The sequence below is a fragment of the Rosenbergiella metrosideri genome (assembly GCF_022602565.1).
Taxonomy (GTDB): domain Bacteria; phylum Pseudomonadota; class Gammaproteobacteria; order Enterobacterales; family Enterobacteriaceae; genus Rosenbergiella; species Rosenbergiella metrosideri.
The window spans coordinates 18,153-31,151 of sequence record NZ_JALBCV010000001.1; the positions used below are offsets into that span (position 1 = coordinate 18,153).

A 12,999-nucleotide genomic window follows, 5' to 3' on the forward strand; every position below is an offset into this window, starting at 1 on the left:
GCAGGTATGAAGTGAGAGACGCTATGCACAGTAGCATATCCAGTAGGTCTGACAAAGGAATCGACTATGCCGACTTTAGAAATATGCTGTTATGGCTTAGATTGCGCACTTGCCGCTATGCAAGCAGGCGCTGATCGTATTGAACTCTGTGCGGCGCCACAAGAAGGTGGTTTAACAACGTCGCTGGGTGTACTGCGTGAAGCTCGCTGCCAAATTTCGATTCCAGTACACCCGATAGTGAGGCCACGCAGTGGAGACTTTTGCTACAGCGAGCGAGAGTTCAAAATTATGCTGTCGGATATTGCACAGATCCGCGATATGGGATTTCCGGGGGTCGTGACGGGAATTCTTTGCCCTGAAGGGTTACTTGATAAACCGAGAATGCAAAAACTGATGACAGTCGCAAAAGGGATGGCAGTGACCTTCCATCGAGCTTTTGATCTGTGCAGTAATCCTTATCGAACCTATCACGAATTGGCTGAGTTAGGGGTAGCACGCATCTTAACCTCTGGGCAGCAGCAATCTGCCGAGGCCGGCATTAGCTTGTTACAAGAACTGACGATGATGGCCGCAGGGCCCATCATCATGGCCGGTGCAGGTGTCCGTTTATCGAATCTCCCGAAGTTTCTCGATGCCGGGATTAAAGAGGTTCATAGTTCCGCTAGCCGACAAGTGCCTTCGGCAATGCGCTATTGTAAAGCGGGTGTTTCGATGTGTTCAGATAAAATGGCGGATGAATATCTGCGCACTGAGGTCGATCCCAGCGTGGTGGAAGCCATGCAAACCCTCATCCGCCTGCAGGGGGATGTGCCGCCTTCCACGACGGCAGACCCTCACTCTCACCGCTTAGACGACCTCTCCGGGCTTACGGGCAATTAATACTGCGCGTAACGGCGCATGATAGCCTTCAATCGTTTTATGCGGATCGTTCGGGTCTAAAAATTCGGCCAACGATTCACTGGTCATCCACGACGTACGGCGCTGTTCGGTGATCGGTGTGACGGCTTGGTCAACAATCCGCACATCGACAAAGCCGGTTTTCTCTAACCAGCTTTTCAGGGCGAGGGCGGAAGGGAGGAAGTAAACATTACGCATTTGTGCATAGCGTTCACCGGGGACCAAGACTTGGTGTTCATCCCCTTCAGTTACCAGCGTTTCTAAGACGAGCTCGCCACCATTGACCAACTGATTTTTTAACTGCAGTAAATGGTCCAAGGGGGAGCGACGGTGATAGAGCACACCCATCGAAAAGACAGTATCAAAAGCTTCGCTTGTCGGAAGCTGCTCAATGCCGAGTGGCAAGAGATGAGCCTGTTGTGAATTACCCAGCAACTTACGCACAGCTTCGAACTGGCACAAGAACAGTTGCATAGGGTCAATACCGACGACCATTTTGGCGCCTTGGCCAATCATTCGCCACATATGATAACCGCTGCCGCAACCGACATCGAGAACCAAACGATCTTGGAGAGGGCTGATATGCGGTAAAACCCGATCCCATTTCCAATCAGACCGCCATTCGGTATCGATATGCGTGCCATAAAGATGATAAGGCCCCTTGCGCCACGGCATCAGTTGACGCAATAGCGACTCGATGCCCTGACGTTGACGCGGCGTCAGGTCGGGGTGTTCGGCATAAACTTGCTGAGCAAGGTCAAGTGAGTGAGGCGTAAGGGCCGGTAGGTATTGGATCGCTTTGTGCCACTGACGAAAATGACCATGTAAGTTCTCGCGCTGCCATTGGGCAAGCTGCGCTGGGATGACCTCTAACCATGAGGCGAGCGGACCGGTTGCGATCTGCTGGTAAAAATTTCCAAAATCTATCATTTGATGGCCACTAACGATCCAAAATTAAAACATTGAAACCACAGTTCAGCATGTTGAAAGCCGACAGCCTGTAATCGTTGTTGATGGGTACTTACACTATCGGTGAGCATAACGTTTTCGAGCATACTGCGCTTTTGACTGATTTCAAGCTCGCTATAACCGTTAGCGCGTTTGAAATCCAGATGCATATCGAACAGTAATTCACCCATCGTTTGGTCGGCAAAACTGAACTTTTCAGAAAGTACTAATGCGCCACCAGGACGAAGACCTTGCCAGATTTTTGCCAGTAAAGCTTCACGGTCTTGCGGCGGAATAAATTGCAGAGTGAAATTCAATACCACTAGTGAAGCGTTATCGATCTCGATATTTTGGATATCTTCCTCGATAACCTGTACCGGCGTTTGCGCACGAAAGGCATCAATATGACGGCGACAGCGCTCGACCATCGCAGGGGAGTTATCGACCGCAATAATTTCACAACCCGTCGCCGTGATGTTACGACGTACGGATAAAGTGGCCGCCCCAAGTGAACACCCGAGGTCGTAGACGCGGCTATTTTCCGTGACATAACGCCCCGCCAACATCCCAATCATAGAGATGATATTCGAATAACCTGGCACTGAGCGCTGGATCATATCGGGGAAGACTTCAGCTACTCGTTCATCAAAAGTCCAATCGCCTAATTTATCAATTGGCGCGGAAAATAAACTATCGCGGTGGGACATAACGGCGTTCGCTAACCTTGCAAAAAAAAAGTATTGTCGCAGAAACCGATCATCCGCGCATCTATAAGACAAGTTTTTAGCGATTTTCGACAAGCAAAAGCGTTAATTGCACAGATATCGAGCGCTATTACACTCATAGACTTATCCTTGACATTATTTTTCAGTATAATGCGAGCCATTTTGCAGCAATATCGCCAGATGGCAGCAGCTTACGTTAAACGCCTTCCGGGCCCAAAAGGATAATCAATGCGTACACTATATTGCGGACAACTTAATGTGTCCCACATCGGTCAACAAGTGACTCTCAGCGGTTGGGTGAATCGTCGTCGCGACCTCGGGAGCTTAATTTTCATCGATATGCGTGATCGCGAAGGGATTGTACAAGTCTTTTTTGATCCGGATGAGCAGCAGGCTTTTGAACTTGCCTCAGAATTACGTAATGAATTCTGTATCCAAGTGACAGGAAAAGTGCGCGCGCGCGATGAGCGGAATAAAAACGCAGAGATGGCCACCGGTGAAGTTGAAGTGTTTGCCACTGAGCTGACGATTATTAACCGTTCCGAGCCACTGCCGCTGGACAGCAATCATGTCAACAGTGAAGAAGCACGCCTGAAATATCGCTATTTAGATCTGCGTCGCCCTGAAGTGGCCTCTCGGTTTAAAACCCGAGCCAAGATTACGGCCTTCGTTCGTCGCTTTATGGAAGACAATGAGTTTCTGGATATTGAAACCCCGATGCTCACTAAAGCGACGCCAGAAGGTGCGCGCGACTACTTAGTCCCCAGCCGTGTTCATAAAGGTGAGTTTTACGCTTTACCGCAATCACCCCAGCTTTTCAAACAGCTACTGATGGTGTCTGGCTTTGACCGTTATTATCAGATCGTAAAATGCTTCCGCGATGAAGATTTACGCGCAGACCGCCAGCCAGAATTCACCCAAATCGATGTTGAAACCTCTTTTATGACGGCACCGCAAGTGCGTGAGGTCATGGAGCGTCTTATTCGTCAACTGTGGATCGCCATCAAAGGGGTGGATCTGGGCGAGTTCCCACAAATGACCTGGGCGGAAGCGATGCGTCGTTTCGGTTCGGATAAACCGGATCTACGTAACCCAATGGAACTGGTGGACGTTGCTGATTTACTGGCGCAGGTTGAGTTCCAAGTCTTCTCAGGCCCTGCAAACGATGCCAAAGGACGGGTCGCTGTATTACGTGTACCGGGGGGTGCGCAGCTAACGCGTAAACAGATTGATGATTACACCAAATTCGTTGGGCTATACGGCGCGAAGGGTATGGCATGGATGAAAGTCAATCAACGTGAAGCGGGCCTTGAAGGCATTCAAAGCCCGGTAGCCAAATTCTTAACGGCTGACATTATCGAGCAATTGCTCGAGCGTACCGCAGCAGAGTCCGGAGACATCCTATTGTTTGGGGCTGACCAAGCGACTGTCGTCGCGGATGCAATGGGGGCACTACGCCTAAAAATTGGTCGTGATTTAGCACTGACCGATGAAAGCCGTTGGGCACCGCTTTGGGTCGTTGATTTCCCAATGTTTGAACAAGACGATGAAGGGCATTTAGCCGCTATGCACCACCCGTTCACCGCACCACGCGATTTATCGCCGGAAGAGCTGAGCCAAGCGCCTAGCGAGGCGATTGCCAATGCCTACGATATGGTCATTAACGGTTATGAAGTCGGTGGGGGATCGGTGCGTATCCATACTGGCGCAATGCAACAAGCGGTGTTCAGCATTCTTGGCATCAGTGCTGATGAGCAACAAGAAAAGTTCGGATTCTTACTGGATGCGTTGAAATACGGTGCGCCACCGCACGCGGGATTAGCCTTTGGCTTAGACCGTTTGACCATGCTATTAACGGGTACGGACAATATTCGTGATGTGATTGCCTTCCCGAAAACTACCGCGGCCGCCTGTTTGATGACGGATGCACCGAGCGAGGCTAACCCGAATGCGTTGCAAGAGTTAGCGCTACAGGTAGTGAAAAAAGCTAAAACTGAGTCGGCGTAATGGCCTATAAGCATCCCGTTTCGGTGTTGGTGGTCATTTACGCAAGAAACACGAATCGGGTGCTGATGTTACAGCGTCAAGACGATGCAGCGTTTTGGCAATCCGTGACAGGCAGTCTGGAAAGCGGCGAACAGCCAGAACAGGCGGCCTTGCGCGAGGTGCAGGAAGAGACCGGATTTGTCTATACTCCTCCGCAAGACGTGCTGATTGACTGTTGTACACAGATTAGTTTTGAAATTTTTGAACAATATCGCCATCGTTATGCGCCAGGGGTGACCCATAACCAAGAACATTGGTTTACCTTGGGCGTTGAGTCCGAGAAGGACCCTGACTTAACTGAGCATACGGCGGCGCAGTGGCTTCCTTGGCAGCAGGCCGCGGCGTTAACCAAATCCTGGAGTAATCGCCAAGCGATTGAACGCCTTTTTGCCGAGGAATAATTCGATAGGAATACGTCTTACAACGTGTTCCGTTTACCGTTATTTGTTTGAGAGAATAAGATTATGGCTGGACATAGTAAATGGGCGAATACCAAACACCGTAAAGCGGCACAAGATGCGAAACGCGGTAAAATTTTCACTAAAATCATTCGTGAGTTGGTTACCGCGGCAAAACTTGGCGGTGGCGATCCAAGCTCGAACCCTCGCTTACGTGCAGCGATGGATAAAGCGTTATCTAACAATATGACGCGTGATACGATGGATCGTGCGATCGCACGCGGTGTTGGCGGTGATGATAACTCCAATATGGAAACAATCGTCTATGAGGGCTATGGCCCAGGTGGAAGCGCCATCATGATCGAGTGTCTGAGTGACAACCGTAACCGTACCGTTTCAGAAGTCCGCCATGCCTTTACCAAGACCGGCGGTAACCTCGGCACTGACGGTTCTGTTGCGTACCTCTTCAGCCGTAAAGGGGTCATCGCTTATGCACCGGGTCAAGACGAAGATGCGTTGATGGAAGCTGCGTTGGAAGCGGGTGCTGAAGATGTGGTGAGCTATGACGATGGCGCCATCGATGTCTTTACCGCGTGGGAAGAGTTAGGGGCGGTGAAAGATGCGTTAATCGCGGCAGGCTTAACGCCAGATGAAGCAGAAGTGACGATGATCCCTTCCACCAAAGCGGAAATGGATAGCGAAACGGCACCAAAATTATTACGCCTGATCGATATGCTCGAAGATTGTGATGACGTTCAGGAAGTTTACCATAACGGCGAAATTTCTGACGAAGTCGCTGAGAGCCTGTAGTAGGTGTTATACACACAATTCTTGGGTCAATTATGGCCATAATCCTGGGTATCGACCCCGGGTCGCGGGTAACCGGATACGGGGTTATACGACAAGTGGGTCGTCAATTGACTTACTTGGGAAGCGGCTGTATCCGAACCAATACCCCTGCGTTACCCGAGCGTTTACGGCTCATTTACGCCGGTGTCAGTGAGATTATCACGCAATTTTCGCCGGACTACTTTGCCATTGAGCAGGTGTTTATGGCGAAAAATGCCGATTCGGCTCTAAAGCTCGGTCAAGCACGTGGGGCGGCGATTGTGGCTGCGGTGAATCAAACCTTACCGGTTTTCGAGTATGCCGCCCGACAAGTCAAGCAAACGGTCACCGGAACCGGCGCGGCAGATAAAGCGCAAGTGCAACATATGGTGCGAACCTTATTGAAGTTACCTGCTAATCCACAAGCCGATGCCGCGGATGCCTTAGCGATTGCGATCACCCATTGCCATATCAGCCAAAACGCGCTGAGTATTTCTGATAAAGCGCTGGTCCTGACCCGAGGACGATTACGTTAGCGTTCTCATCGTAGGCTGGATATTCATCCAGCCTTTTTTATGGTATAAACGCAGCATTAATCCTCGCCAACATATTGATAAAGGTAATTGTATGATCGGACGTCTTAATGGAGTCATCATAGAGAAGCAACCGCCGCTAGTCTTACTTGAGGTCGGTGGCGTAGGCTACGAAGTCCATATGCCGATGACCTGTTTCTACGAACTGCCTGAAAAAGATCACACCGCCATTATTTTTACCCATTTTGTGGTTAGGGAAGATGCACAACTGTTGTTCGGCTTTAATCATAAACAAGAACGCACACTCTTTCGTGAATTAATCAAGGTAAATGGTGTGGGGCCAAAACTCGCTCTCGCTATCCTTTCCGGTATGTCAGCGCAGCAGTTTGTGAACGCGGTGGAGCATCAGGAAATTGCGGCATTGGTGAAACTGCCAGGGGTTGGCAAGAAAACCGCTGAACGACTGGTGGTGGAAATGAAGGATCGATTTAAAGGGATGCACGGGGATTTATTCAATACAGAGAGCGAATTTACCCTGACGGCACCGGCGACCGACCCGTCCTCGACCAATGATGCGGAGGCCGAAGCGGTGGCAGCGTTAGTAGCGCTGGGTTATAAACCGCAAGAAGCCTCGAAAATGGTGAGTAAAATTGCTAAGACTGGGGCGGACAGTGAAACCTTGATCAGAGACGCCTTGCGTGCGTCACTCTAAGGAAAAGTATGATTGATGCGGATCGCCTAGTCTCTGCGGAAGTGACTATAGATGAAGAACGCTTTGACCGAGCCTTACGTCCCCGTTTACTGGATGAATATGTCGGTCAACCGCATGTGCGCGAGCAGATGGAAATCTTTATTCGCGCGGCGAAAATGCGGGGCGATGCACTGGATCACTTGCTGATCTTTGGTCCTCCCGGGTTAGGCAAGACGACGTTGGCCAATATCGTGTCAAATGAAATGGGCGTCAATTTACGTACCACCTCCGGCCCAGTACTGGAGAAAGCGGGCGACCTTGCGGCCATGCTGACCAACCTCGAGCCGCACGATGTATTGTTTATCGATGAGATCCACCGTCTCTCTCCTGTCGTGGAAGAAGTGCTGTATCCGGCGATGGAGGACTACCAGTTGGATATCATGATTGGTGAAGGCCCGGCGGCGCGTTCGATTAAAATCGACTTACCGCCTTTCACCTTGATCGGGGCGACGACTCGCGCAGGTTCGTTAACCTCGCCATTGCGTGACCGTTTCGGTATCGTCCAACGCTTAGAGTTTTATCAAGTGGCTGATCTACAATCTATCGTGAAACGTGCGGCAGACTGCTTGGGACTATCGCTTAGCCAAGAAGGTGCGCTGGAGATTGCGCGTCGTTCGCGCGGGACTCCGAGGATTGCCAATCGGCTGCTACGTCGAGTGCGTGACTTTGCCGAGGTGAAAGCCGCGGGTGATATGAATGGAGAAGTGACCGCGAGTGCACTCGATCTGCTTAATGTCGACAGTGAAGGCTTCGATTATATGGATCGTAAATTATTGCTAGCGATTATCGATAAGTTCAGTGGTGGGCCAGTAGGCTTAGATAATCTTGCGGCCGCGATTGGTGAAGAACGTGAAACCATCGAAGACGTTATCGAACCTTACTTGATTCAGCAGGGATTTATCCAACGCACGCCACGTGGACGATTAGCGACCCAGCACGCTTATCAGCATTTCGATCTGCTCGACCACTATAAACACGTCTAACATCCTTACGCTTACCGTCCAATAGTCCGAGGAGTGTCATATTTTGGCATTCCTCTGCTTATTCTGCTTGCTATCTATCGTTTATACTTGTGAGTCACCAGCAGGAATGGGTATAACGATAGGGATATTATGAACAATTTCAATATATTAAGCTGCTTGACTGCCGTAGGGCTGCTCTCAGGCTGTGCATCCGTAAAACCGTCAGTGATTGAGGGAACGAATAAGAGTTCGGTGGGGGTTTTGTACCATGCCGCGCCAGCAGAGTTTAATGACGGGAATGTGTATTCTGATCCTGTTTTACGGGAAGTTACGCCAGTCCATAGTGCAACAGGGATGGGGCTGGCAGTCCTCTCTGCCGCATTAGGCAACCTAACAACTGCAAGCTTCGATAAGGAGACGTACAAAGGAAACCTGACTAAGACCTTGAAAAATCCAACACTGGATTATTTTGCACCCAGAGCGAATCAGGCACTTAGGGTGTGGTTAAATAGCCAAGGTGCAGGCTATGCTTACCAACAGCCGCTGAACGTAGGCTATTCGACATGGTCATTAATTTACAAAAATCTTAATAGCAGTGATTCCCTTTACGAGTTGAAATACAAAGTGTTCTTTTATAAAAAACCAGAGAAGGGATCGATCTTTAGCGGTTTTATTAAGCAAGCTTGTTCACCCGCCCCAGTGGAGGCTAATTTAGCTGATTGGCGAAATGATCACTATGCTAAAGTGAAAGTAGAAACCCAGCGTCTAATGGACCAGTGTCTGCAACAATTTGAGCAACAACTGCCAATACTCTTAAAGAAATAGCAGTATCGGCTACTCCACGATCAGAAAGATGAGGCCTCGGTTGTCCCGAGGCCTCATGCCTAATGGGACATCTTCTTTAAGCCACTAAGCATAAAGAGGGCGCTGGCGCTAAGGACGACCGACGGCCCAGCGGGGGTGTCGTAGTAAGCAGAAAACGTCAGTCCGCCGGTGACGGCAACCATCCCAATTAAGGTAGCAAAAATCGCCATCTGCTCGGGGGAGCGCGCAAAGCGACGTGCGGTGGCTGCAGGGATGATCAGTAACGAGGTAATGATCAGCGCTCCAACAAATTTCATGGAGACGCCAATGGTCAGGGCTGTCACTAACATCAGTAACATTCGGGTACGGGCTAAATTGACGCCATCTACTTGAGCCAGCTCAGGACTGACGGTCATCGATAACAGTGCGCGCCATTGCGAGATGATAACCGCCAGTACGATGACTACGCCACCTGCCATTAACGCTAAGTCTGAGGGCATCACTGATAGCAGGTCGCCGAACAGATAGGCCATCAAATCCACGCGAACGTTGTGCATTAAACTCACTACCACCAATCCAAGTGAGAGGGCACTGTGTGCCATAATCCCCAATAAGGTGTCGATAGCTAGGTGTGGGCGATGCTCAAGCACGACTAACAGAATCGCGAGGATAAGTGTTACGGCAATGACCGCATACCATGGATTAACGTTTAACAATAATCCGATGGCTACGCCAAGTAAGGACGCATGGGCGAGGGTATCACCGAAATAAGACATTTTACGCCAGACGACAAACGAACCCAGTGGGCCAGCGGTGAGGGTGAGTAATATTCCCCCTAGCCAACCTGGCAGTAACAGTTCAATCATGAGATCTCATTCTCCTTGCGTAACACTATCCGTCCCTTGAGATCATGACGGTGATTGTGATCATGCCGATAAATAGCCAATTGCTGAGAGGCGCGAGGGCCAAACATTGCGGTGAATTCGGGATGTTGCGAAACGACTTCCGGTGGACCTGAACAGCAAACATGATGATTGAGGCAAAGCACATCATCGGTTTTTGCCATGACTAAATGTAAGTCGTGCGACACCATCAGGACGGCGCAATGCAATTCATGGCGAAGCTGGTTAATCAGATCGTATAAAGCCACCTGTCCATTAACGTCGACACCCTGTGTCGGTTCATCAAGCACTAATAATTCGGGTTTACCCAGTAAGGCTCGGGCTAATAGCACACGCTGCATCTCACCGCCGGAGAGCTTTTGCATGGTTGAAAAACGCAGATGCTCGGCATTGACACGTTGTAACGCTGCCTGAATATCCGCTTTTCTAGCTTGGTGAGCTAATCGTAAAAAACGATCGACCGTTAGGGGGAGGGTGATATCTAAGTGTAATTTTTGTGGGACATAGCCAATACGTAACCCCGCTTTTTTAGTGACGGTGCCGCGAGACGGTGTAATAAGCCCCAGAATCAGTCGCACTAAGGTCGATTTTCCTGCACCGTTGGGGCCAAGTAAGGTGAGTATCCTGCCCGGTTGTAGACTCAAGGAGATATTGTGCAAGACCTGCTTTTGACCGAACGAAACATCGATATTTTCTAAAGTAACTAAGTTCGATGACATGGTTAATCAGTTTTCATTTCAAAAAGAGATGTTATATTATCACAACTCCATTTGAGGTTAATAGCTGAGACGCCAGTAATCATGAAAAGAAAAAATCATTTGCCGAAACTCGCCTTGGGTCTGTCCATCATGTTAGGAATGAATGGTTTAGCCCACGCCGACGTGGTGGCATCCATTAAACCGCTTGGCTTTATTGCTTCCGCTATTGCCGAAGGTGTCACACCGGTTACGGTAGTGCTTCCGGATGGTGCATCTGAGCATGATTATGCGTTACGGCCCTCTGATGTTCGTCGGATAAAAAATGCTGACCTGTTGGTATGGGTAGGCCCTGAAATGGAATCCTTCGTTACTCGCAGTGCTTCACAGCTCCCAGCAAATAAAAACCTTGAACTCTCGGCTTTACCCGTGATTCAATCGCACTTGGTTGGCGAAGTTGAAAATGATCACGATCATGCTTCGTCGTCCGCGAATACGCTAAACTCTGTAAATTCTTCTGATAGGGAACTGTCTGATAGTCATTCTCATCAAGGAACGTATAATTTGCACATCTGGCTATCGCCAGACATTGCGTTGATGAGTGCTACGGCTATCCATGATCGATTGGTCCAATCGATGTCCGCACAAAAAACAAAATTAGACAGTAATTTGTCGAAATTTAAAGCCAGTTTAAAAGATGCCGATGAACATATACGCCAGCAGCTTAGCTCAGTAAAGGATAAACGGTATTATGTCTTTCATGATGCCTACACCTATTTTGAGCAGCACTATGGCCTGTCACCGCTTGGGTATTTCACGGTAAATCCCGAAATCCAGCCGGGCGCACAGAAATTAAACGAAATAAGAACACAGCTGACTCAGCACAAAGCGCAATGTGTTTTTGCTGAGCCACAATTCAGACCAGCCGTCATCGACGCTGTTTCACGAGGGACAACAGTACAAAAAGGTACTTTAGATCCCTTGGGAAGCAATATCAGCTTATCGCAGGACAGTTATGTGAAATTCCTCTCACAATTGTCGAGCCAGTATGTGAGCTGTCTGAAACCAATGAACTAAAGAGGAAATTTTACAGTGCAGCAGATTGCTCGTTCTGTCGCTCTCGCGCTTAACACTTTACCGAAACGCCATCGTTTTATGTTGGGGTCATTGACCGCCATGACACTCGCGGTTGCCATTTGGCAGCCGCTTATCAATCATCACGATGAGAATAAAGAGACGTTAGTTCGTAAGATTGAACTCGAAGCGAGCCAACACCTCAGCGGCACAGACGCTTCCGAACCGGATGACCAAACAACCCCTTTACCTGATGAAGATCAAAATCTGCCCGCCGATCAGAAAGAGGCGGAAGGAACTCAAGATGCAAAAGAATATACCGTTGCATCGGGTGATACACTCAGTAGCGTATTGAATCAGTACGGTATCGACCTTTCTAATATTAATGCGCTGGTGGGTAGTGATGGCGCATTACGTAATCTCAATGTTGGACAAAGTCTTAACTGGCAAGTCAATGCTGAGGGCGAGTTAGAAACGCTAGATTGGGAAATTTCGCGCCGTGAAACCCGCCACTATACCCGTAGGCCGAACGGTACCTATAGTATGGAGCGTCAACTACAGCAAGGTGAGTGGCAAGACCATACGTTGGCCGGCACCGTAAAAGGGAGCTTTGCGAGCAGTGCGCAGCAGGCAGGACTGTCGGCTGGCGAAATCGCTTCAGTCATCAAGGCGCTACAATGGCAAATGGATTTCCGTAAACTGCGAAGTGGTGATCAGTTTAGTACTATTTTTTCTCGGGAAGTGTTAGCGGGTAAGCGTATGCAAAGCCAACTCCAGGCTGTGCGTGTACGTTCTGGTGGTAAGGATTACTATGCGTTTCGCGCGGAAGACGGCAAGTTTTATGATCAGAATGCTTCTGGCCTAGCAAAAGGCTTTTTACGTTACCCAACCGCTAAAACGTATCGTGTCTCGTCAAATTTTAACCCACGGCGATTAAATCCAGTGACCGGACGGATTACTCCGCATCGCGGGGTTGATTTCGCGGTACCTATTGGTACACCCGTACTCGCGACAGGAGACGGGGAAGTGGTTGTGGCGAACGCAAAAGGTGGGGCGGCAGGGAAATATGTTGCCATTCGCCATGGTCGACAATATATGACCCGCTATATGCACCTTAGCCGCGTAATGGTTAAACCTGGGCAAAAGGTAAAAAGAGGGGACCGTATCGCGTTATCGGGTAATACAGGACGCTCAACCGGCCCACATTTGCATTTCGAAATCTGGATTAACAATCAGGCGGTCAATCCGCTCACGGCGAAACTGCCGCGGATGGAAGGCCTGACAGGTAAAGATCGCAAAACGTATCTTGCACAGGTTAAAGCTTGGCAGAGCCAACTGACTTTCTAATAGGATAACGAGGGCCATGCAGTCTGTATGGCCTTTTTTTGGGGATGATGATGGGGCTTATCTCCCTGATCACTAGTAAAAGTCTATTG

The 12,999-nt window shown here is 49.4% G+C and carries 14 protein-coding genes; 10 read left to right on the forward strand and 4 right to left on the reverse strand.

The genetic code is table 11. From position 1 onward, the window contains the following. Positions 1-66 precede the first annotated feature (66 nt). Positions 67-879, forward strand: coding sequence for a copper homeostasis protein CutC (gene cutC / locus MKR94_RS00095; RefSeq protein WP_241644872.1), 813 nt, complete (start codon positions 67-69; stop codon positions 877-879). Here the strand turns inward: cutC and cmoB are convergent. After that, positions 847-1,827: a tRNA 5-methoxyuridine(34)/uridine 5-oxyacetic acid(34) synthase CmoB gene (gene cmoB / locus MKR94_RS00100; protein WP_241644873.1), complete on the reverse strand. Its 981-nt coding sequence runs from the start codon at positions 1,825-1,827 to the stop codon at positions 847-849. The two genes, cutC and cmoB, sit on opposite strands and share 33 nt — an antisense overlap. Beyond that, complete coding sequence (gene cmoA / locus MKR94_RS00105; protein WP_241644874.1) at positions 1,824-2,552, reverse strand: carboxy-S-adenosyl-L-methionine synthase CmoA; 729 nt, start codon at positions 2,550-2,552, stop codon at positions 1,824-1,826. The genes cmoB and cmoA overlap by 4 nt, the downstream gene beginning before the upstream one ends. A 246-nt stretch (positions 2,553-2,798) precedes the next feature. Here cmoA and aspS point away from each other — a divergent pair, with 246 nt between their 5' ends. The 7 genes from aspS (at position 2,799) to MKR94_RS00140 (ending at position 8,913) form a co-directional block, all read left to right on the forward strand. Further along, positions 2,799-4,577: an aspartate--tRNA ligase gene (gene aspS / locus MKR94_RS00110; RefSeq protein ID WP_241644875.1), complete on the forward strand. Its 1,779-nt coding sequence runs from the start codon at positions 2,799-2,801 to the stop codon at positions 4,575-4,577. Further along, positions 4,577-5,017 (forward strand): dihydroneopterin triphosphate diphosphatase, encoded by a 441-nt coding sequence (gene nudB / locus MKR94_RS00115; RefSeq protein WP_241644876.1) that lies wholly within the window; start codon positions 4,577-4,579, stop codon positions 5,015-5,017. Before aspS ends, nudB begins: the two co-directional genes overlap by 1 nt. A gap of 63 nt (positions 5,018-5,080) precedes the next feature. Continuing rightward, positions 5,081-5,824 (forward strand): YebC/PmpR family DNA-binding transcriptional regulator, encoded by a 744-nt coding sequence (locus MKR94_RS00120; protein ID WP_092675139.1) that lies wholly within the window; start codon positions 5,081-5,083, stop codon positions 5,822-5,824. 32 nt (positions 5,825-5,856) lie between these two features. After that, complete coding sequence (gene ruvC, locus MKR94_RS00125) at positions 5,857-6,378, forward strand: crossover junction endodeoxyribonuclease RuvC (RefSeq protein ID WP_048913164.1); 522 nt, start codon at positions 5,857-5,859, stop codon at positions 6,376-6,378. Between the two features lie 91 nt (positions 6,379-6,469). Further along, entirely contained in the window at positions 6,470-7,087 is a 618-nt protein-coding gene (gene ruvA / locus MKR94_RS00130; protein ID WP_099822738.1) for a Holliday junction branch migration protein RuvA, read from the forward strand. An 8-nt stretch (positions 7,088-7,095) separates the two neighbouring features. Continuing rightward, positions 7,096-8,109, forward strand: coding sequence for a Holliday junction branch migration DNA helicase RuvB (gene ruvB / locus MKR94_RS00135; RefSeq protein WP_241644877.1), 1,014 nt, complete (start codon positions 7,096-7,098; stop codon positions 8,107-8,109). Between the two features lie 129 nt (positions 8,110-8,238). Next, complete coding sequence (locus MKR94_RS00140) at positions 8,239-8,913, forward strand: hypothetical protein (protein ID WP_241644878.1); 675 nt, start codon at positions 8,239-8,241, stop codon at positions 8,911-8,913. Positions 8,914-8,972: 59 nt separating this feature from the next. Here MKR94_RS00140 and znuB read toward each other — a convergent pair whose 3' ends face one another. Together znuB and znuC are read right to left on the reverse strand one after the other, a co-directional pair. Continuing rightward, complete coding sequence (znuB, locus tag MKR94_RS00145; RefSeq protein WP_241644879.1) at positions 8,973-9,758, reverse strand: zinc ABC transporter permease subunit ZnuB; 786 nt, start codon at positions 9,756-9,758, stop codon at positions 8,973-8,975. Further along, on the reverse strand, positions 9,755-10,513 hold the full coding sequence (gene znuC, locus MKR94_RS00150; protein ID WP_241644880.1) for a zinc ABC transporter ATP-binding protein ZnuC: 759 nt from the start codon (positions 10,511-10,513) through the stop codon (positions 9,755-9,757). The genes znuB and znuC overlap by 4 nt, the downstream gene beginning before the upstream one ends. 81 nt (positions 10,514-10,594) lie before the next feature. Here znuC and znuA point away from each other — a divergent pair, with 81 nt between their 5' ends. Both znuA and mepM read left to right on the forward strand, forming a co-directional pair. Beyond that, positions 10,595-11,566, forward strand: a complete 972-nt coding sequence (gene znuA / locus MKR94_RS00155; protein ID WP_277755557.1) for a zinc ABC transporter substrate-binding protein ZnuA — start codon at positions 10,595-10,597, stop codon at positions 11,564-11,566. Positions 11,567-11,581: 15 nt separating this feature from the next. Continuing rightward, positions 11,582-12,910: a murein DD-endopeptidase MepM gene (mepM, locus tag MKR94_RS00160; RefSeq protein WP_241644881.1), complete on the forward strand. Its 1,329-nt coding sequence runs from the start codon at positions 11,582-11,584 to the stop codon at positions 12,908-12,910. The last annotated feature ends 89 nt before the right edge of the window (positions 12,911-12,999 follow it).